This is a genomic window from Phenylobacterium montanum (assembly GCF_018135625.1).
In the GTDB taxonomy this organism is placed as follows: Bacteria; Pseudomonadota; Alphaproteobacteria; order Caulobacterales; family Caulobacteraceae; genus Poindextera; species Poindextera montana.
Genome location: NZ_CP073078.1, coordinates 38,358 through 57,610, shown reverse-complemented (window position 1 = coordinate 57,610; position 19,253 = coordinate 38,358). Strand labels below are relative to the sequence as shown.

Below are 19,253 nucleotides of genomic sequence, written 5' to 3'. Positions count from 1 at the left end.
CGTCTTTCTGAACCGGTTGGGGCCGGATATCTGGGGTTCAAATTCATGCGCGACAGATTTTCTCTGTTGGGCGGGGCAGCGCTTGGCGTGCTGGCCGCCCTTTCCTTCGCTGCCGCCGCCGAGGCCAAGCCGCACCACAAGCGCCATCCGGCCGCGCCGCCGGCCGCCACGGCCGAGCAGGTCAAGGCCCTGGCCGACGAAATCGAGTCGCTGAAGGCGCGCCTGGACCAGGAACAGATCGCCCGCGAGCAGACCGAGGCCAAGGCCCAGGCCGCCCAGGCCGAGGCCTCCGCCGCCAAGGCCGACGCCGCGTCCGCGAAGGCCCAGTTGGCCGCCCAGATCCAGACCCTCCCCGGCGAGGTGAAGCAGGCCGTGGTCGCCAACACGCCAAAGCCCGGCTGGTGGGGCGACACCAAGGTCGGCGGCCTCGTCTTCGCCGACGTCAGCAACATCGACCAGAAGTCGAACGGGGTGCGCACCAACACCCAGAACGGCTTCCCCTCGTCGAACGGCTACGGCTTCGACATCAAGCGGGCCTATCTGACCTTCGACCACAAGTTCAACGACATCTATTCGGCGAACATCACCACCGACTTCACCTACGACGCCACCACCAAGTCGACCCAGCTGTTCATCAAGAAGGCCTATCTGCAGGCCAAATATTCCGACGCCCTGGTGATCCGGGCGGGCGACGTGGACCTGCCCTGGGTGCCGTTCGTCGAGAACCTGGCCGGCTATCGCTTCGTCGAGAACATGCTGATCGACCGGATCAAGTACGGCACCACCACCGACACCAGCCTGAACGTCAACGGGACCTTCCCGGTCGCCCCGGTCACCCTGGGCTATTCGGTCTCGCTGCTGGACGGCTCGGGCTTCAAGGCGCCCGGCGACGGCAACTTCAACCGCTCCAAGCAGATGGACGTGGAAGGCCGCATCAACGCCACGGTCGACAATTTCACCGTGGCTGTCGGCGGTTATTCCGGCGACCTCGGCAAGAACGTCAACGGCTCGGCCTTCTACCACTCGGCCAACCGCCTCGACGCCCTGGTCGCTTACGTCAATCCGCGCTTCCGGGTCGGCGGCGAGTACGTCTATGTGCGCAACTTCACCGACGGGACCCAGGCGGCCAAGCCGGTCAAGGCCACCGGCGAGGGCTATTCCGTGTTCGGCTCGTTCAGCGTGACGCCCAAGGTCTCGGTGTTCGGCCGCTACGACTGGGTGAACCCGGAACAGGACGTGCTGGCCTCTACGGCCAAGGCCAATTCGGCGACCCGCGACGAGTATTTCAACCTCGGCCTCGACTACAGCCCCGTGCAATCGGTGGACCTAGCCCTGGTCTACAAGCGCGACAGCGTCAGCAATGGGCTCTTGACCACCACCAACGGCGCCGCGGCGCCCGGCTCGGCGGCCCCGCAGGGCAGCGGCCTGATCGGCGGGATTCCGGCCGGCGGCCTGCTCAACAGCGGGACCTACGACGAGTTCGGCATCTTCACCCAGTACCGCTTCTGACGGCCTAGCGGCCGCTGGCCCAGGCGCCGCCGCAGCGCTAGGCTCACCCGGATTCGAGGGAGAGCAGGATGCGGCGTTCGCTTTGGGCTGGCGGCTTGGCCGCCGGCGTGCTGGGCCTGGCCTGCGGCGCCGCCTTCGCCGCCTCGCCGGTCGAGACGGTGGATCCCTTCATCGGCACGGGGCCGGACGGCCACACCTTTCCGGGCGCCACCGTCCCCTTCGGCATGGTGCAGCTGAGCCCCGACACCGAGATCAAACCGTTCAAGCAGAGCTACAAGTGGGCCGCGGGCTATCGCTACGAGGACCACACCATCCTCGGCTTCTCCCACACCCATTTCTCCGGCACGGGCCATTCCGACCTGGGCGACGTGCTGATCCAGCCGATCGCCGGCGAGGTCCGGCTGGAGCCGGGCGACAGCGACAAGCCCCTGTCCGGCTACCGCTCCCGTTTCAGCCACGACAGCGAGATCGCCCAGCCCGGCTACTACGCCGTGACCCTCGCCGACTATGGCGTCCGCGCCGAGCTGACCACGACCCCGCGCGTGGGCCTGCACCGCTACAGCTTCCCGGCCGGCCAGGCGGCGCATGTGCTGCTGGACCTGCGTTCCTCGATCTACAACTATCCGGGCAAGGTCAGCTGGTCGCGCCTGCGGATCCGTCCCGACGGCCTCGTCACCGGCTTTCGCGAGACCCGCGGCTGGGCGCCCGGCCGCCAGCTCTATTTCGCCGTGGCCTTCTCCAAGCCTCTGACCGGCCACCAGCTCTACGACCGCGAGCCGCCCAACGAATACAAGGGCTTCAAGGGCCCAGGCACGAGCGCGACCGACCTAGACGCCATCGCCGGCCGGGGCCTGGAGGCCGTGTTCGACTTCGGCCCGCTGGACAGTCCGCTGCTGGTCAAGGTCGCGATCTCCCCGGTCAGCGAGGACAACGCCGTCGCCAACCTGAAGGCCGAGGCCCCCGGCTGGGACTTCGACGGCGCCCGCACCGCCGCCCGCGCGGCCTGGGACAAGGCCCTAGGCGCAGTCGAGATCGACGCCGCCGAGCCGATGCGCAAGTCGCTCTATACCGCTCTTTATCACGCCCTGATGGCGCCCAGCCTGGATATGGACGTGGACGGACGATATCGCGGTCCAGACAATGCCGTGCACAAGGCGGATGGCTTCACCTTCGTCTCCACCTTCTCGCTCTGGGACACCTTCCGCGCCGAACAGCCGCTGATGACCCTGATCCGGCCCGAGCAGCGCACCGCCGACGTGGTCAGCTCGCTGGTGGCGTCGCAGCAGGAGAGCCCGTTCGGCATCCTGCCGGTCTGGCAGTTCGCCGGCCAGGAGACCTGGTGCATGATCGGCTATCACGCCGTGCCCGAGATCGCCGACGCGATCATGAAGGACATCAAGGGCTTCGACCGCGAGGCGGCGCTGAAGGCCATGGTCGCCAGCGCCACCTACGCCCCCTATGGCGGCCTCGGCGACTACATGCGCCTGGGCTGGGTCGCGATCGACAAGGAGCCGGAGGCCGCCTCCAAGACCGTCGAATACGCCTTCGACGACTGGACCATAGCCCGCGCCGCCCACGCCATAGGCCGGGACGATATAGCCAAGACCTTCGCCGCGCGGGCCGGGAACTGGCGCAACGTCTATGACTCCAAGACCACTTTCATCCGGGCAAGGAAGAGCGATGGCGCCTTCCGCGAACCGTTCGACCCGACCTCGATCAAGTACGGCAGCGACTACACCGAGGGCAACGCCTGGCAGTGGACGTTCTTCGCCCCGCAGGACGAGGCCGGCCTGGTCAAGGGCATGGGCGGCGACAAGGCCTTCGTCGCCAAGCTGGACGCCATGTTCGACTTCGATGACTCGAAACTCGACTATTCCAGCGCCGAGGATATCGCCGGCCTGATCGGCCAGTACATCCACGGCAACGAGCCCAGCCACCACGTCGCCTATCTCTACGACTACGCCGGCCAGCCCTGGCGCACCCAGGAGCGGCTGAAGCAGATCATGGACAGCCAGTACCGGCCGGCGCCCGATGGCCTGGTGGGCAATGACGACCTCGGCCAGATGTCGGCCTGGCTGGTGTTCACCGCTCTGGGCTTCTACCCCGTTGCGCCGGGCTCGAACGAGTACGTGATCGGCCGCCCGTTCGTGGACCACGCGACCCTGAACCTGCCGAACGGCAAGCGCTTCAGCGTGATCGCCGAGGGGCTGAGCGACGCCAACCGCTATGTCGGCCAGGTGACGCTGAACGGCCGCCCGCTCTCGCGCAGCTTCCTCCGCCACGACGAGATCATGGCCGGCGGCGAGCTGAAGTTCGTCATGCAGGCCCGGCCGAACAAATCCTGGGCGACCCGGCCCGCCGACCGGCCCTTCTCCATGTCGACGGCGCACTGAACCGGCCGCGTTTACGCTCATCACCCCACTCTGGGGCTCGATTTGCGAGCGCCGCAGCAACAGGCGGCCCTCTTGCATGCCTTGAGCCTTTACCTGGCGCGGGCCTTGCAGTTCCCGGTTGAGGCGGCCGCGCCGGTGTGGCTGGACGGAGTTGGGGGACTGGCATCCATGGGGGAACTTCTGAGCAGCCCGCGCCTGAAGAGCGCGCGGCACAGCGTGGCGGACCTGCGGTTCGTCCGCGCCCTCGATGTCCTGCAGGCCCAGGCCGCAGAACTCGTCTCCCAGCCCGGCCGCCATTTCGGCGCCTTTTCGGAACAGGGGCCGCAGCAAGGCGTCTATCTGTTCTCGGAAGGGGACGACCACCTGTTCGTCGGGCGCACCAGCCGGCTCTACCAGCGGCTGATGAACCACTGCCGCGGCTCGGCCCACACCAACCGCTCGGCCCTGAAGCTGAAGGTCATGCTGGCCGACAGCCGCTTTTCGGTTCCGGTCTCGCGCAAGACCGGGTGGGAGGACATCTTCAAGGATCAGGGCTTCGGCGTCGCCTTCGAGGCGGCCAAGACCCGGATCAACAAGATGCAGATCCGCTTCGTCGAGGAGCGCGACAGCCTGAACCGCTACCTGCTCGAAGCCTATTGTGCGGTGGCCTTCGACGCGCGCTACTCGGACATCGATATCGAGCTTCGCTGAGTCGCCGCCGCGCGACAGGGGCGCGGGGGGAGACATGGCGACCAGGGGTGGATGGGTCAGACGCGGCGCGATCGGCGCCGTGGTGGTCATATGCCTGTTGGGCCTGGCCGCCTTGTTCGCCCCCTACGTCTATGCCGAGCTGATGGCGCCGCTGAACCCGCACGCCATCACCGACCCGCAACCGGCCGTGCTGGCCAAGGGCCACATGGTCGACGACTATTTCGCGGTCGAACCGATCGGGCCGGCGACCTTCGCCATCGGCGAGCCGCGCTACTACCAGCAGAACTACGCCTATCTGATCATCGGCCAGAAACGCGCCGTGCTGTTCGACAGCGGCTCGGGCACGCGCGACATCGGCCCGGTGGTGCGTAGCCTCACCCGCCTCCCGGTGACGGTGATCGTCTCGCACCTGCACTTCGACCACCTGGGCGGGATCGGAGCCTTCGGCAAGCTTGACATGATCGATCTGCCGCAGACCAGGGCCGACTTCGATCACGGCCGGCTCCATCCGAAGCGCTACGAGTTCATGGGCTTCGAGGATGGCTTGGCGACCCCCTCGCCCACGGTCGAAGCCTGGCTGAAACCCGGCGAAAGCCTCGACCTCGGCGGCCGCTCGCTGGCGGTGCTTTCCACGCCCGGCCATACGCCGAGTTCGGTGGCGCTCTACGAGCCAGCCGCCCATCGCCTGTTCATCGGCGACTTTATCTATCCCACCACCCTCTACGCCTTCCTGCCGGGGGCGAGCCTTTCGGCCTATCGCGCGACCACCAAGCGCCTGCTGGCCGACCTGCCCGGCGACACCATCCTCTGGACGGCCCACTGCTGCCGCGTGGGCGAAGGGATCGCCGCACCCTGGCTCGGCATGCGCGACGTCCGCGACCTGGACCTGACCCTCTCGCGCCTTCAGGCTGGCCAGCTCCACGCCACCGGCTTCTACCCGCGCCGCTATCCGGTGAACCACGAGATGACCATCGAGACCGGGTTCCCCTGGAACAATCCCTGACCTGAAGCCCCACCGTCGCCAGCCACAATTCCGCCTTCGTCCGGGCGATCACATTCTCGTGATCACGAATTCGTGATCACAAGATGAGAGCTGGAGGAAGACATGCGGAAATGGGTCCCGGTGCTGCTGCTCGTTGGAATGACCGCCTGCGCCAAGGTCGCGCCGGCCGGCGCCGATCTGGCCGGCAAGACAGACATGGCCAGCCCCGCTGCGCCGCCCAAGCCGGGCGACGGCAAGTCGCCGACCATCTCCATCCCCCAACTCGCCTATGCCTACGCCTATCGGCTCAGCCTGCCGGGCGACCGCATCCAGGCCGCCATCGATCGGGACGAACAGGCCTGCGCGGCGGCCGGCCCCTATGCCTGCCAGCTGGTTGGCGCGCGCCTGGACCGCGAGGGCGAAGGGGTCGCCGGCGCCCATCTGGAGCTGCGCGCTGTCCCCGACTTCATCGCCCATTTCCGCAGCGGCATCGAAAGCCAGACCAAGGCCGACGGCGGCCACATCGCGGCGGCCACCGTGGACAGCGAGGACCTCAGCCGCTCGATCGTCGACACCGAGGCCCAGACCCGCGCCCAGGCCACCCTGCGCGACCGCATCGAAAAGGTGCTGGCCGAGCGCCCGGGTAAGCTGGCCGACGTGATGGACGTGGAGCGCGAACTTGCCAAGGTCCAGGGCGACCTCGACGCCACCAATTCCGAACTGGCGGTGATGAAGGCCCGCGTCGCCATGTCCAAGCTCACCGTCGACTACCAGGTGACCGGCCTGATGGCCCAAGGCGGCGCCCTTCGCCCCCTGCGCGACGCTACCGTCGGCGCCGGCCACACCATCATCGCGATCTTGGCGGCTGTGGTGACGCTGGGCTCGGTGCTGCTCCCCATCGCCCTGATCGGCGGCGCGCTGGTCGGGATTGCCTTCGCGGTCCGCGCTCACCTGCAGGCTCGCGGACGCCGCCGGGATACGGCGATGGTGGGTGGCGGCTGAGCGCCCATCACTAAGGTCATTGCCTAACTTTTGAAGCGCTGATACTAAACCGATGACTTAACCGATCGGTTCGCTCGAGGAGTATGGACATGGCCGCCGCCCTGACCCTCTACATGCACCCCCTGTCCTCCTACTGCTGGAAGGCGTTGATCGCCCTCTACGAAGTCGGCGCAGAGTTTGAATGTGAGGTGCTCCAGGGCCGGCCGGCCGACGACGCGGCCTTCCGGGCCATGTGGCCGCTGGCCAAGATGCCGGTGCTGAAGGACGCGGCGCAAGACAAGGTCGTGCCCGAGGCCAGCATCATCGTCGAATATCTCCAGAGCCTCTATCCCAATGGCCCGCGCCTGATCCCACAGAGCGCCGACCGCGCGCTGGACGTGCGGCTGTGGGACCGGGTGTTCGACCTGCACGTCCAGTCGCCGCTGCAGAAGATCGTCAGCGACTATCTACGCCCCGAGGGTGACAGGGACCCGGCCGGTGTCGCCGACGCCCGCGCCGCGCTGGGCGTCGCCTATGAATTCCTGGAAACCGGCGTGGCGGCTCAAGGGGCGAGGGATGGTTTCACCCTGGCCGACTGCGCAGCCGTCCCCGCATTAGTCTATGCCCGAGCGATCCGGCCGTTCGAGCCTGGCCAGACGGAACTGGCCGCCTATTTCGACCGGCTGCTGCTGCGGCCGTCTGTTCAGCGGACCATCCGCGAGGCCAAGCCTTTTCTGCAATGGTTCCCCTTCCATCAGGGCCTGGACCCGCGCGTCCTCAGCGGCGAGTTCTGACCGCTCCCCTTCCGTTCCGTCGTTGATGCGACCCGCGGCGGCCTGTGCCAGGATCGGCGCCGGCTCCAGGGGAGAAACGCCATGAAACTCGAAGGCGGCTGCTATTGCGGCCAGGTGCGCTATGTGGCCGAGGGCGAGCCGATGATGCAGGCCCAGTGCCACTGCCGCGAATGCCAGCACATCACCGGCGGCTCGCCGAACCTGTTCATCGCTATGCCGATCGCCGGGTTTTCCTATGTGAAAGGCCAGCCCAAGGGCTTCAAGCGCGACGACATCCCCAACGCCGTCACCCGCGAGTTCTGCCCCAATTGCGGGACCCACCTAGTGACCCGCGCGCCGGGATTCCCGGCGGTGATCGTCAAGGTTGGCGGCCTCGACGACCCCAGCGTCTTCAAGCCGGCCCTCGCCATCTACACCTGCGACGCCCAGGCCTTCCACCGCATACCCGAGGGCCTCAAGACCTTCGAGCGCTTGCCGGGGTGAACCCTGCGCTGATCCCTAAAATCCGCTCATCCCGGCGAATGCCGGGACCCAGATCCTATGGAACCGGCTGCATTCAAGTATAGCAGTGGGATACGTCTCGACGGTCCGAGCCTTATGATCTGGGTCCCGGCATTCGCCGGGATGAGCGGTTGAAAAATCCAGATCAAGCCGAATTCAGCGCACTCGATACCCGGCGCGCCGCCCTTCAGAACAACCGGTCCAGCCAGCCGCGCTTGTCCGGCGCACGGCCGTTCTGGATGTCCAGCAGCGCCGCCTTCAGCCGGCTGGCCACCGGGCCGGCCCCGCCATCGCCGATGGTGAAGCTGTGCTCGCGGCCCTTGACCTGGCCGATCGGGCTGACCACCGCCGCCGTGCCGCAGGCGAAGGCTTCGGTCAGCCGCCCGCTCGCCGCGTCCGCCCGCCACTGGTCGATGGCGTAGGGCTCCTCGCGCACGGTCAGTCCGAGGTCGCGGGCCAAGGTGATCAGCGAGTCCCGCGTCACCCCCGGCAGAATGGTGCCGCCCAGCGGCGGGGTCTGCAGCGAGCCATCGTCGAACACGAAGAACACGTTCATGCCGCCCAGTTCCTCGACCCAGCGGCGCTCGACCGCGTCCAGGAACACCACCTGCTCGCAGCCCTCGCGGATCGCCTCCGCCTGGGCGGCCAGGCTGGCGGCATAGTTGCCGCCGCACTTGGCGTCGCCGGTGCCGCCGGGCGCAGCGCGGGTATAGGTCTCGGACACCCAGATGGTCACCGCCGACGCGCCGCCCTTGAAATAGGCCCCAACCGGCGAGGCGGTGACGCAATAGAGGTATTCGGACGACGGCCGCACCCCCAGGCCCACCTCGGTGGCGAACATGAACGGCCGCAGATAGAGCGAGGCCCCGTCGGCCGACGGGATCCAGTCCCGCTCGACCCGCACCAGCTCGCGCACCGATTCCAGGAACAGCTCCTCCGGCAGCGGCGCCATGGCCAACCGGGTGGCCGAATTGACGAAGCGGCGGGCGTTGGCTTCGGGCCGGAACAGGGTCGCCCCGCCATCCGGCAGGCGATAGGCCTTCAGCCCCTCGAAGATCTCCTGGGCGTAGTGCAGCACCACGCAAGCCGGATCGTGCTGGAACGGCCCGCGAGCGGCGATCTTGGCGTCGTGCCAGCCGCGGCCCTCGGCGTATCGAATGGTCACCATGTAGTCGGTGAATACGCGCCCGAAACCGGGGTTCTGCAGCAGGGCCTCACGCTCGGTGGCCGGCGTGGGGTTGGGGTTCTGCTCGAAGCGCAGGGAGGTCTCGACGCGGATGTGGTTCATGGCTCGTCCAACTCATCGATCGCAACGGGGCGGGACCGGCCCGCGCCCGACGCTCTTTTAGCCCAGACCGAAGGGCATTGCGTGGCGTTGATGCCGCAATTTCTCGAAAATTGGGCATTAAAAATCGCTGACCGGCTGTGAAATCGGACTGCTCGGATCAGCCCCGCACGCGTTGGGCGAGCCCCCCCTGCCCGCCGCGCATCGCTCTGAAGGCGCTCGCGGAGCGGCCAAAATGGGCGCGGAACCAGTGCGAAAAAGCGCTGAGCGAAGCAAAGCCGGTCAGGTCCGCGACCTCGCTCAGCCCCCGCCCCTCGGCGACCAGCGACGCAGCTAGTTCCGCGCGCCGCTCGGTCATCAGGTCCCGAAAAGAGCAGCCTTCCGCCGCCAGACGCCGGTGCAGGGTGCGGCGGTCGAAGCCCAGGTGTTCGGCCACCCGGTCGGCCGAGCAGGCGCCGGTCGGCAGCAGCAGCACGATCAGGTCGCCCACCGTCTCCCGCCAGGCCCGGCGGCGACCGGCGGCCAGCTGCTCGACATAGCGCTGCACCTGGTTCGCCATGCCCGGATCGGCCGAGGCCAGGGGCGCATCCAGGTCTCGCCGGGCGATCACCAGGCCGTCGAAGTCGTGGCCGAACTCGGGCGCCACGCCGAACAGGCGGCGATGACGCGCCAGATCCGGCGGCGCCAGGTGGCGGAACATCACCGCCTCCGGCCGCCAGCGCGGCCCCATCAGCGCCCTGAGGTTTCCGCAGAGCACGCCGACCGACAGCTCCGCCGCCTGGGCCGCCGGCCCGCCGGCGAAGTCCAGGCGCAGCACGGCGATGTCCTCCGTCTCGTCCACGCTCAGAGCGATGGCCTCGTTATGCAGCCATTGATACTGCCGCATCACCTCCAGCGCCTTGCGCAGGGAGGGCTGGTCGCGGGCGATCAGGCCGACCGGACCCAGATTGGACAGACGCCGGGTCTCGGCCAGCCGCAGGCCGAAGTCGGGGGCGGCGGCGCGTGTCGCCGCCAGCTCCAGCAGGCGCCCTACCCGTTCTGCGGGGACCTTGAGATCCGGATCGGACAGGGCCTCGAGCGGGATTCCGGTCTCAGCCGCCAGTCGCGCCGGATCCAGCCCCAGCGATCGCACCAGGTCTGCAAAGCCGGTCAGGCTGGCGCTGCGGGTGAGGCGGGTCAGGGCGCGTGTCCCAAATTAACAAACGTGTGTCCCCGTATTTCAATCACAGCCGCCATCGGAGGGCTAGACCCAGGTCACACCACGCAAATGTCCGGAGCCCGCTGTGACCGCTTCTCCGCCGACCCCGCTTACCAACCGCCTGCGCGCCCAGGGCGAATTCAATTCCGCCTGGGACACGATCGCGGACATGGATCCGGCCTGGCTGGAATCCTTCCTGGCCATGGGGCTCAAGCCCCGCTTCGCCGGCGCCCTCGATCCCAAGACGTGGGAACTGATCGCCATCGCGGTCGATGCCTCGTGCACCCACCTCTACGCCCCCGGCGTGCGGCGCCATATCCGCAAGGCGCTAGAGCTCGGCGCCCGGCCCGAAGAGATCATGGCGGTGCTGGAAGGGGTCGCCGTGCTCGGCATCCACAGCTGCGCCCTGGGCTTTCCGATCCTGGCCGAAGAAATGGCCGCCGCCCGCGCCGCGGCCGAATAACCGATCAACCCCGGAGGAAACCATGCATTTTCTCGACGACGCCCTGTTCCCCGAGCATCAGCAGCCGCTGGTGATCACCGCCGCGCCCTACGGCCCCGAATTCCTGCCCAGCGACTCCGACGACATCCCGGTCAGCATGGACGAGCAGGTGCAGAAGGCGGTCGACTGCTGGAACGCCGGCGCCACTGTGCTGCACGTCCACTGCCGCGAGGCGGACGGGTCGGGCTCCAAGCGCCTGTCCATGTTCAACGAGCTCTTGTCCCGCCTGCGCGACGCCGTGCCCCAGATGGTGCTACAGGTCGGCGGCTCGATCTCGTTCGCCCCCGAGGGCGAAGGCGAATCCGCCAAGTGGCTCGGCGACGACACCCGGCACATGCTGGCCGAGCTGGACCCAAAGCCGGACCAGGTGACCATCGCCATCAACACCAACCAGATGAACGTCACCGAGCTGATGAGCGCGGACGACGTCGCCGGCACCTCGCTCGCCCTGCCTGCCTATCACCACGCCTATCGCGAAATGTGGATCCCCTCCGGCCCCGACTTCGTCGAGGAACACCTGCGCCGGCTGCAGAAGAACGGCGTTCAGGCCATGTTCATGCTGGGCGATCCGGGCCAGCTGGAAAGCGTCGAGCGGCTCTATCGGCGGGGGATCTATACCGGGCCCCTGGTGCTGAACTGGGTCGGCATCGGCGGCGGGGCGGACGGCCCCAGCCCCTACAACATGATGGAATTCGTCCGCCGCTGCCCCGACGGGGCGGTGCTGACCATCGAATCCATGATGCGCAGCTGCCTGCCGCTGAACACCATGGCCATCGCCATGGGCCTGCACGTGCGCTGCGGGATCGAGGACAACCTCTGGGGCCGCAAGGGCGAACGCCTGACCAGCGTGCAGCAGATCGAGCAGCTGGTGCGCATCTCCCGCGAGCTCTACCGCGAGATCGCCAGCGGCCAGGAGGCCCGCCGCATCTGCAGGATCGGCGAGTTCTATTCGACCACCGACGAGACCCTGGCCAAGGTCGGCTGGGCGCCCAACCGCCGCGCCGGCCAGCAAGGCTTCACCCAGCTGGCGGCGTGACGCCGGCAAACCGCTCCCGCCCCTGGCCTGCGCCAAGGGCGGGAGCGGCCCCTAGACCTAGTCGCTCACCTCGGTGACGAGACCCGCGCCGACGGTCTTGCCGCCTTCGCGGATGGCGAAGCGGACGCCTGGCTCGACGCCGACCGGCTTGGTCAGCTCGAAGCTGATTTCAGCCTGGTCGCCGGGATGCACGCCGGCCCCGCTGTCCACCTGGATCACGCCGGTGACGTCGGTGACCCCGAAGAACAGCTGCGGGCGATAGCCGCTGGCGAACGGCGTGTGCCGCCCGCCTTCCTCGGCCGTCAGCACGAAGATCTGAGCCTTGCCGCGGGTGCGGGCGCGAATGGAGCCCGGCGCGCTCAAAACCTGGCCGCGCTGGACGTCGTCGCGCTTGAGCCCGCGCAGCAACAGGCCGACGTTCATGCCCGCCCGCGCCTCCGGAATGTTCTTCCGGAAGGCCTGCGTGCCCGTCACCACGACCTCGGCCCCGTCATTGTCCAGGCCGACGATCTCGACCGCCTGGCCGACCTTGACCACCCCGCGCTCGACCCGGCCCGAGACCACCGTGCCGCGCCCGGGAATGGTGTGCACCCCTTCGATCGGCATCAGGAACGGGCTGTCGAAGTCGCGCACGGGATCGGGAATGGCCGCGTCCAGCGCCGCCACCAGCTCGACCACGCTCACAAGGTCCGGATCGGCCAGGTCGCCCCGGCGCACGGCCTCGATCGCGTTCAGCGCGCTGCCGAACACGAACACCGCCTCCGGATAGCCCTGCGAGGCCAGAAGGGCGCCGATCTCGAGCTGGATCAGCTCGCGCATGTCCGCCCGCTCGGACGGGTCCAAGGCGTCCATCTTGTTCACATAGACGACCATGTGCCGGACATTGACCTGGCGGGCGAGCAGGACGTGCTCGATGGTCTGCTTGGCCGCGCCCTTGGTGGCGTCGACCAGCAGGATCGCCCCGTCCATCTGGGAGGCGCCCGTGATCATGTTCTTCACGTAGTCGGCGTGACCGGGACAGTCGATGTGGGCGTAGTGCCGGGTCTCAGACTCGTATTCCACATGGGCCGTGTTGATGGTGATGCCGCGGGCTTTTTCCTCCGGCGCCCGGTCGATCTGGTCGAACGACAGGGCCTGGCCGCCCAGCCGCATCGCCTGGACCTGGGTCAGGGCCGAGGTCAGTGTGGTCTTGCCGTGGTCGACATGCCCGATGGTGCCGACGTTCACATGGATTTTGCCCTCCATGGGGGTGTTGATAGGCATTGGGATCTCCAGCCTGTTGCAAGCGCCGCCCGGGTCGGACTGGCCGGGCCCGGCCCGGACGGCATGGTATTGGCGCGCGCCAATCTCGGTCGGACCCGCCCCTCGACGCGGAGCTGGGCCGGAATGGAAAAAGCCCGCTGACCGTCCGGATCAGCGGGCCCGCATCTCGGGTGGCCCTGGAGGTCCGCAACGGCTCCCCAGGGCGATGGACTGGGGAAGGCTTTAAGGGTGCGATCGCCAAGCGGCCGCCTCGCCGCACGACAGGGTGCGGGCGTCTTCGGTGGTCGCGATCACAAACGCCGGCGTCATCGGCGGTGTCCTTCACGGGCTCAGCCTGGCGGGGCGACAGGCCAATAAAAAACCCCGGAGGCGCCGGCCTTCCAGGGTTTCGAACCGTTTGGAGGGGCCAGCGCCCCTCGTTCTACGAAAGGCTGTCTAGTCTTGCGCGCAATAGAGCGCATCCGCTGCGACAACCGCCGCACGGAACGCTTGCTCGAACTGTTCGAGACCTTGCATCGACTTGACGCTCTCCAAAAACGAGGGGCGCAGATAACATCGCTCTCAAGCCGGCGCAAGTGGGCCGGCGGCGCAGCACTTGCCCAAGGGCAGAAAGTTGAACGCGCTGCCGAAGACCTGGGGACACTGGCCGATAGTGACACGTTCCTTGCGCAACACCTCAAGCAGGTCGAAGCGCAAGATTTTCATCATTTAATGATATATTTTACAAAGCCCCCTTTGCGGAATATCTGGCGGCCTTCGGTTTGCGTTTTGCCGGATCAGGCCGCAGACATAGGTTCACGGCGGCGCGATTGGGGAGGCGCGATGACGGACCAACCGGACCATTTCGCCGATCTGGCCGCCTTCCGCTTCGCCCTGCGCCAGTTCGTCGCCGCCAGCGAGCAGATCAACCGCGAGGCCGGCACCACTCAGCAGCAGTACCAGGCCATGCTGGCCATCAAGGCCTGGCCCGGCGAGGCCATGTCGATGAAGGATCTCGCCGACCAGCTGCTTCTGACCCACCACGCCGCCGTACAGTTGGTCGACCGACTGGCCAAGGCGGGCCTCGCCGTACGACAGCCCTCCCTGGAAGACCGTCGCAGCGTGCGCCTGACGCTGACGCCGGAAGGAGATCGGCTTTTCGCCGAACTGGCGGAAAAGCACCTCGAAGCGATGCTGCGCCAGGAGCCATCGCTGTCCCGCTCCCTGGAACGCCTGCGGCGGCTGAAAATATAGCGGCCCGCCACGGTCCCGCCTATTTTGCATCTCAGAGTGATATAAATTGCGCGACTAGCCGCCTCTCCGCGTCGCGCTCGCGTTCAACGCCCAGTCTCGAAAGGCGCGCTCTGATGTCCATGCCGTCCATCCGCCGCGATGTCGCCCTGATGCTGGCCCAGGCCAATATCCATATCGACGACGCCGAGGCTCTGATGAAGGAGGGTCCCGATCGCGCGCGGATGCACGCCGCCGGCAAACTCGCTGTGCTGAAACGCCAGAAGGAAGTGCTCGAACAGCGCCTGGCGGAGATCGACCGGCGCCCCGACGCCGAAGAGACCATGCTGCAGTGGATCAAGGAGGAAGCGTTCAGCCTCTCGCTCGGCATCGAACGCTGGATCGCCAACAGCTGAACTCGCGATCATTGCGCCGAATTAAGCCCGGCCCCCTCGCCTAGCAGGCCCGCTCGCCTGTATGCTCGCATGCCAACGTTATCTAGGGGAAAGCCGTGCGCTACGACATCTCAGGAACCGTGATGCAGACCGTGGGCCTCGACCTTGCGCCCGGCGAGACGGTCTACAGCCAGACCGCGACCATGGCCTGGATGACCGCGGGCATGCGTATGCACACCAACACCGGCGGCGGCCTGTTCGCAGGTCTCAAGCGCAGCCTGACCGGCGGCAGCTTCTTCATCACCGATTTCACCGCCGAGGGCGGGCCGGGCCACGTGGCCTTCGCCCCGCGCTTTCCCGGCACCATCATGGCCCGCACCCTGCAGCCCTATGAGAGCCTGATCTGCCGCAAGGAGACCTTCCTCTGCGCCGAGAAGTCGGTGACCCTGGAACTGGCCTGGCAGCAGCGCATCGGCTCGGGCTTCTTCGGCGGCGCCGGCTTCATCCTGCAGAAGGTGACCGGTCCCGGGACCGTGTTCCTGGACCTGTCGGGCGAGGTGGTCTCCAAGCGCCTGGCGCCCGGCGAACGCCTGCTGGTCCATGCCGGCCATGTGGGCGTCCATGAGCCCACCGTCTCGTTCGACATCCAGGTGGTGCCGGGCTTCCGCAACATCCTGTTCGGCGGCGAGGGCCTGTTCCTGGCCTGCCTGACCGGGCCGGGCGAGGTGCACCTGCAGTCCATGCCGATCATGAACCTGGCTGAGGAGATCGCCCACTATCTGCCCGGCGGCGAGCAACAGCGCAGCGGCGGCAACCTCGGCGGGGTGGCCACGGCCGGGGTGGTCGGCGGAATCCTGGGCAGCCTCCTGGGCGGCGACAGCTGAGCCGCCGGTCAGCGCCTCAGGCGTCGGCCGTCGTCACCTCGACCAGCGGCGGCCCCGCTTTCAGCCGTCCAACGATACGCGCGCCGGCGAACCCGGCCGCCTTGACCTGGTCCAGCACGGGGTCGGCCTCCGATGGGGCGACGGCGATCAGGAGGCCGCCGCTGGTCTGCGGATCGGACAGCAGGTCCTGGCGCCAGGCCTCGAACCCCGCCGGCAAGCGAATCGCCTCGCCATAGCTCGCCCAATTGCGGCTCGCGGCGCCCGTGCGCACCCCCTCGCGCGCCAGGGCCTCGACGCCCGGGAGCAGCGTAGGCGCATCGGCGAAGATTTCGGCCGTCAGCCCCGCCCCGCGCGCCATCTCCAAGCCATGGCCCAAAAGGCCGAAACCGGTGACGTCGGTGACGGCGTGCACCCCCGCGGCCTCGGCCAGGGCCGAGCCGACCGTATTCAGCTGGGTGGTGGTCGCGACCAGGGCCTCGTAGCCGCCCGGCGGCATCCGCTCCTGCTTGAAGGCGGCGCTGAGCACGCCCACGCCCAGGGGCTTGGTCAGGATCAGGGCGTCGCCGTCCTGCCCGCCGCGGTTGGTCAGCACCCGGTCCGGATGGACCAGGCCCAGGGCCACCAGGCCATAGATCGGCTCGGCGCTGTCGATCGAGTGGCCCCCGGCGATCGGTATCCCCGCCGCCGCGCAGACCGAGGCGCCGCCGGCCAGGATCTGCTGGATCATCTCCACCGGCATCCGACCGACCGGCATGCCGACGACGGCCAGGGCGAAGATCGGCTTCGCCCCCATCGCGTAGACGTCGGAAAGGGCGTTGGTCGCGGCGATGCAGCCGAAGTCGAAGGGATCGTCCACCACCGGCATGAAGAAGTCGGTGGTCGCCACCAGGGCCTGGCTGTCGTTCAGCCGCCACACCGCAGCGTCGTCCGAGGTCTCGGTCCCGACCATCAGGTCGGGAAACATTCCGGCCGCCGGGGTCTTGGCCAGGATTTCGCGCAGCACGCCTGGCGAAAGCTTGCAGCCACAGCCGCCGCCATGGGCCAGGCTGGTCAGTCGCAGGGTCTCGGTCATGGCCGGCTCCGGGGGCTAGGATCGAGCCTTCATCCCTCCCCGCGGCGCCATTGCCAAGCCCCTCGAGGCCACCGCATAAGGGCGGCGAAGGATAGCGGCCCTTGCAGATCAAACAGCTGGACAAGGCGGACGGCGAGGCCCTGGCGGCGTTCGACCTGATCGTCGACGTGCGCAGCCCGGCCGAATACGCCGAGGACCATGTTCCCGGCGCCGTCAGCCTGCCCGTTCTGACCAACGAGGAGCGCGCCGAGGTCGGGACCATCTACGTCCAGGAGAGCCGCTTCCGCGCCAACCGCATCGGCGCGGCCTATGTGGCGCGCAACATCGCCCGCCACCTGGAGACGGCCCTGGCCGACACCCCGCCGGAAACGAAGATCCTGGTCTATTGCTGGCGCGGCGGGCAGCGCTCCAATTCCATGGCCACCATCCTCTCGCGGGTGGGCTGGCGCACGGCGGTGCTGGTCGGCGGCTACAAGACCTATCGCCGGCGGGTGCGCGAGGAACTGTACGACCGCCCCCGGCCGCTGAAGCCTGTCCTGCTGGACGGCAACACCGGCTCCGGCAAGACCGAGGTGCTGGCGCAGCTGGCGGCGCGCGGGCTGCAGGTAATCGACCTGGAAGGCCTGGCCTGCCATCGCGGCTCGCTGTTCGGCGCCATGGCCGATCCCCAACCCAGCCAGAAGCTGTTCGAATCCTGCCTGCTGCAGGCGCTGGAGCGGCTGGACCCGGCGCTGCCGGTGGTGATCGAGGCCGAGTCCAGCAAGGTCGGCGACCGCATGGTCCCGCCCGCCCTATGGCAAGCCATGCAGACCGCGCCGCGGATCGAGTTGGTGGTCCCCAGGGCCGAGCGCGCCCGCTATCTGACCGAGGCCTATGGCGACATCATCGCCGACGCCGCGGCGCTGGAGGAGGCCTTCCGCCGCCTGCCGGTCTATCCGGCGCAAAAGCGGCTGATCGAGTGGCGCAAATGGATCGCCGCCGGCGACTATGTCCCCCTCGCCGAGGCGCTGATGGAATTGCACTATGACCCGGCCTACGCCCGCGGCCGGCGCAAGCACGGCGTCGAGCCCCTGGCCCAGGTGGCGATCGACCGGCTCGACGAGGCCGGACTGGAGGCCGCGGCGGAGGCCGTGGCTCAGTCCGTCAGCGGCTTCCAGCGCGAGCGGCCGACCAGGTAGATCAGCATTCCCCCAGCCAGCAGGCCGACCGAACTGGCGCTGGTCTTCCAATCGTTACGCAGGAAGAACGCCACCAGCAGGACCACATTGATGGCCGCCGACATCAGCGCCGGCAGCGGGAACAGCGGCATCTTCCAGGGGCGCGGCAGGTCCGGCTCGGCCAGGCGCAGGCGGATCGAGGCCAGCGCCAGCACCAGGAACACCAGCATCACGAACGGCGCGTAGATCTCCAAAAGGATCTGGTAGAGCTGCCCCTTGATCAGGTCGGCGCAGAGGATGATGGCGATCGTCACGACCAGAACCACCGCCAGGCTCACCCGCGGCGTCCCGCTTTTGGAGACCCGCGCCAGGCTCGGCGGCATGACCCCGTTCCTGGCCATGGCGAAGCCCGTGCGCACGTACTCCATGATCTGCAGGTTGGCGATGGTGGCCACCGAGATGATGGCGAGGCCGGTGACGATCTTGCCGCTGATCGGTCCGAGCACGGCCATGGCCGCGTCGGCCACGGCGAGCTTGGACTGGGCGAGGACTCCAATCGGCAGCACCTTCAGCACCGCGGCGTTGACCAGCAGATAGAGCCCCGTGACCAACACGATGCCGCCGAAGGTCGCCCGCGCCACGTTGCGCTCGGGCTGGTGCACCTCCTCGGAGAAATAGACCGCCGCGTGCCAGCCGCCATAGGCGCCATAGATCGCCTGGATCGCCAGTATGGCCGGCGCCCCCCAGAAGAAAGCCGCCGGCGGCGGCGCGGGCGGAGCGACGCCCTTGCCATGGGCCAGGAACAGGGCCGCGACCAGGATCGTCAGCCCCACCGCCTTCAAGGCGCTGCCGATGTTCTGCGAAGCCCCCCCGACCCGGGTGCCGATCCAGTTGATCAGCCCGCAGGCCAGCACCAGGCCGATGGCGATCTCGCCGGTGGTCAGGCTGGTGAAGAGGCCCATGCGCTGGACGAATTCGCCGAAGGCCACGGTGATGAAGCCGGTGGAGACGGCGTTCTGCAGCCAGTCGGCCCAGCCGACCAGGAAGCCGGTCAGCGGCCCGAACGCCCGCGCCGCCAGGGAATAGGGGCCGCCGGCCAGGGGGATCGCCGCGCCCAACTCGACCGTGGGCATGGCGTCGATCATCACCACCACACCGCCGGCCAGCCAGGCCAGGAGCACCCATTTTGGATCCGGAAAACCTGCCGCGACGATGCCGGGGTTGCGCATGATCCCCGAACCGATCACCCCGCCAATCACCACAGCGAGGCCGAAGCCCAGGCCGAAAACTCGCAGCAGATGGCCGCGCACGCCGGCCTCTTCGCTTTTCATCCGCCCGCTCCCCTCGGCGCCGTCCGTTTGCGGCGCGACAAGGGAGCTTTGCCACGCTGGGGCGGAAGCGC

Annotated in this window: 18 protein-coding genes; 13 read left to right on the top strand and 5 right to left on the bottom strand. The window is 68.1% G+C overall.

Translation table 11 applies throughout. The features are described from left to right. Nucleotides 1–45: 45 nt before the first annotated feature. The 7 genes from KCG34_RS00235 (at nucleotide 46) to KCG34_RS00205 (ending at nucleotide 7,832) form a co-directional block, all read left to right on the top strand. Nucleotides 46–1,509 (top strand): hypothetical protein, encoded by a 1,464-nt coding sequence (locus KCG34_RS00235; protein ID WP_211938410.1) that lies wholly within the window; start codon nucleotides 46–48, stop codon nucleotides 1,507–1,509. A gap of 68 nt (nucleotides 1,510–1,577) precedes the next feature. Next, nucleotides 1,578–3,902: a GH92 family glycosyl hydrolase gene (locus tag KCG34_RS00230; protein ID WP_211938409.1), complete on the top strand. Its 2,325-nt coding sequence runs from the start codon at nucleotides 1,578–1,580 to the stop codon at nucleotides 3,900–3,902. A gap of 168 nt (nucleotides 3,903–4,070) precedes the next feature. Beyond that, a complete protein-coding gene (locus KCG34_RS00225; RefSeq protein ID WP_211938408.1) occupies nucleotides 4,071–4,592 on the top strand; it encodes a GIY-YIG nuclease family protein in 522 nt (173 codons plus the stop codon). Between the two features lie 34 nt (nucleotides 4,593–4,626). After that, nucleotides 4,627–5,595 carry an MBL fold metallo-hydrolase gene (locus KCG34_RS00220; RefSeq protein WP_211938407.1) on the top strand — a complete coding sequence of 323 codons (969 nt, stop codon included), beginning with the start codon at nucleotides 4,627–4,629 and terminating at the stop codon, nucleotides 5,593–5,595. Between the two features lie 102 nt (nucleotides 5,596–5,697). Then, nucleotides 5,698–6,576: a DUF4349 domain-containing protein gene (locus tag KCG34_RS00215; protein WP_211938406.1), complete on the top strand. Its 879-nt coding sequence runs from the start codon at nucleotides 5,698–5,700 to the stop codon at nucleotides 6,574–6,576. Nucleotides 6,577–6,665: 89 nt separating this feature from the next. Next, entirely contained in the window at nucleotides 6,666–7,349 is a 684-nt protein-coding gene (locus KCG34_RS00210) for a glutathione S-transferase family protein (protein WP_211938405.1), read from the top strand. An 81-nt stretch (nucleotides 7,350–7,430) separates the two neighbouring features. Beyond that, a complete protein-coding gene (locus tag KCG34_RS00205; protein WP_211938404.1) occupies nucleotides 7,431–7,832 on the top strand; it encodes a GFA family protein in 402 nt (133 codons plus the stop codon). A gap of 205 nt (nucleotides 7,833–8,037) precedes the next feature. On the opposite strand, the gene KCG34_RS00200 is transcribed toward KCG34_RS00205, so the two are convergent. Next, nucleotides 8,038–9,138: a branched-chain amino acid aminotransferase gene (locus tag KCG34_RS00200; RefSeq protein WP_211938403.1), complete on the bottom strand. Its 1,101-nt coding sequence runs from the start codon at nucleotides 9,136–9,138 to the stop codon at nucleotides 8,038–8,040. Nucleotides 9,139–9,295: 157 nt separating this feature from the next. Next, the gene (locus tag KCG34_RS00195; protein ID WP_211938402.1) at nucleotides 9,296–10,267 is read right to left on the bottom strand and encodes an AraC family transcriptional regulator; all 972 of its coding nucleotides are present in this window, start codon (nucleotides 10,265–10,267) and stop codon (nucleotides 9,296–9,298) included. Nucleotides 10,268–10,418: 151 nt separating this feature from the next. On the opposite strand from KCG34_RS00195, the gene KCG34_RS00190 reads away from it, so the two are divergent. Together KCG34_RS00190 and KCG34_RS00185 are read left to right on the top strand one after the other, a co-directional pair. After that, the gene (locus KCG34_RS00190; protein WP_211938401.1) at nucleotides 10,419–10,796 is read left to right on the top strand and encodes a carboxymuconolactone decarboxylase family protein; all 378 of its coding nucleotides are present in this window, start codon (nucleotides 10,419–10,421) and stop codon (nucleotides 10,794–10,796) included. Between the two features lie 22 nt (nucleotides 10,797–10,818). Further along, a complete protein-coding gene (locus tag KCG34_RS00185) occupies nucleotides 10,819–11,871 on the top strand; it encodes a beta-keto acid cleavage family enzyme (protein WP_211938400.1) in 1,053 nt (350 codons plus the stop codon). A gap of 57 nt (nucleotides 11,872–11,928) precedes the next feature. Here KCG34_RS00185 and KCG34_RS00180 read toward each other — a convergent pair whose 3' ends face one another. Beyond that, nucleotides 11,929–13,134: an elongation factor Tu gene (locus KCG34_RS00180; protein ID WP_211938399.1), complete on the bottom strand. Its 1,206-nt coding sequence runs from the start codon at nucleotides 13,132–13,134 to the stop codon at nucleotides 11,929–11,931. Nucleotides 13,135–13,956: 822 nt separating this feature from the next. Between KCG34_RS00180 and KCG34_RS00175 the strand changes: the two genes are divergently transcribed. From KCG34_RS00175 to KCG34_RS00165, 3 genes are all read left to right on the top strand, one after another. Next, nucleotides 13,957–14,367 carry a MarR family winged helix-turn-helix transcriptional regulator gene (locus KCG34_RS00175; protein WP_211938398.1) on the top strand — a complete coding sequence of 137 codons (411 nt, stop codon included), beginning with the start codon at nucleotides 13,957–13,959 and terminating at the stop codon, nucleotides 14,365–14,367. 113 nt (nucleotides 14,368–14,480) lie between these two features. Continuing rightward, nucleotides 14,481–14,759: a hypothetical protein gene (locus KCG34_RS00170; RefSeq protein ID WP_211938397.1), complete on the top strand. Its 279-nt coding sequence runs from the start codon at nucleotides 14,481–14,483 to the stop codon at nucleotides 14,757–14,759. Between the two features lie 95 nt (nucleotides 14,760–14,854). After that, entirely contained in the window at nucleotides 14,855–15,622 is a 768-nt protein-coding gene (locus tag KCG34_RS00165) for a TIGR00266 family protein (RefSeq protein WP_211938396.1), read from the top strand. Nucleotides 15,623–15,638: 16 nt separating this feature from the next. On the opposite strand, the gene selD is transcribed toward KCG34_RS00165, so the two are convergent. Beyond that, a complete protein-coding gene (selD, locus tag KCG34_RS00160) occupies nucleotides 15,639–16,694 on the bottom strand; it encodes a selenide, water dikinase SelD (RefSeq protein WP_211938395.1) in 1,056 nt (351 codons plus the stop codon). A 101-nt stretch (nucleotides 16,695–16,795) separates the two neighbouring features. Here selD and mnmH point away from each other — a divergent pair, with 101 nt between their 5' ends. Continuing rightward, nucleotides 16,796–17,872, top strand: coding sequence for a tRNA 2-selenouridine(34) synthase MnmH (gene mnmH / locus KCG34_RS00155; RefSeq protein WP_249138159.1), 1,077 nt, complete (start codon nucleotides 16,796–16,798; stop codon nucleotides 17,870–17,872). Here the strand turns inward: mnmH and KCG34_RS00150 are convergent. Then, nucleotides 17,830–19,182 carry an APC family permease gene (locus KCG34_RS00150; protein WP_211938394.1) on the bottom strand — a complete coding sequence of 451 codons (1,353 nt, stop codon included), beginning with the start codon at nucleotides 19,180–19,182 and terminating at the stop codon, nucleotides 17,830–17,832. The two genes, mnmH and KCG34_RS00150, sit on opposite strands and share 43 nt — an antisense overlap. Between the last annotated feature and the right edge of the window lie 71 nt (nucleotides 19,183–19,253).

Coding starts and splice junctions, on each gene's coding strand:
- KCG34_RS00220 (WP_211938407.1), top strand. CDS start 4,627: ATGGCGACCAGGGGTGGATGGGTCAGACGCGGCGCGATCGGCGCCGTG.
- KCG34_RS00215 (WP_211938406.1), top strand. CDS start 5,698: ATGCGGAAATGGGTCCCGGTGCTGCTGCTCGTTGGAATGACCGCCTGC.
- KCG34_RS00230 (WP_211938409.1), top strand. CDS start 1,578: ATGCGGCGTTCGCTTTGGGCTGGCGGCTTGGCCGCCGGCGTGCTGGGC.
- KCG34_RS00205 (WP_211938404.1), top strand. CDS start 7,431: ATGAAACTCGAAGGCGGCTGCTATTGCGGCCAGGTGCGCTATGTGGCC.
- KCG34_RS00210 (WP_211938405.1), top strand. CDS start 6,666: ATGGCCGCCGCCCTGACCCTCTACATGCACCCCCTGTCCTCCTACTGC.
- KCG34_RS00185 (WP_211938400.1), top strand. CDS start 10,819: ATGCATTTTCTCGACGACGCCCTGTTCCCCGAGCATCAGCAGCCGCTG.
- KCG34_RS00200 (WP_211938403.1), bottom strand. CDS start 9,138: ATGAACCACATCCGCGTCGAGACCTCCCTGCGCTTCGAGCAGAACCCC.
- KCG34_RS00225 (WP_211938408.1), top strand. CDS start 4,071: ATGGGGGAACTTCTGAGCAGCCCGCGCCTGAAGAGCGCGCGGCACAGC.
- KCG34_RS00180 (WP_211938399.1), bottom strand. CDS start 13,134: ATGCCTATCAACACCCCCATGGAGGGCAAAATCCATGTGAACGTCGGC.
- KCG34_RS00170 (WP_211938397.1), top strand. CDS start 14,481: ATGTCCATGCCGTCCATCCGCCGCGATGTCGCCCTGATGCTGGCCCAG.
- KCG34_RS00150 (WP_211938394.1), bottom strand. CDS start 19,182: ATGAAAAGCGAAGAGGCCGGCGTGCGCGGCCATCTGCTGCGAGTTTTC.
- KCG34_RS00175 (WP_211938398.1), top strand. CDS start 13,957: ATGACGGACCAACCGGACCATTTCGCCGATCTGGCCGCCTTCCGCTTC.
- KCG34_RS00235 (WP_211938410.1), top strand. CDS start 46: ATGCGCGACAGATTTTCTCTGTTGGGCGGGGCAGCGCTTGGCGTGCTG.
- selD (WP_211938395.1), bottom strand. CDS start 16,694: ATGACCGAGACCCTGCGACTGACCAGCCTGGCCCATGGCGGCGGCTGT.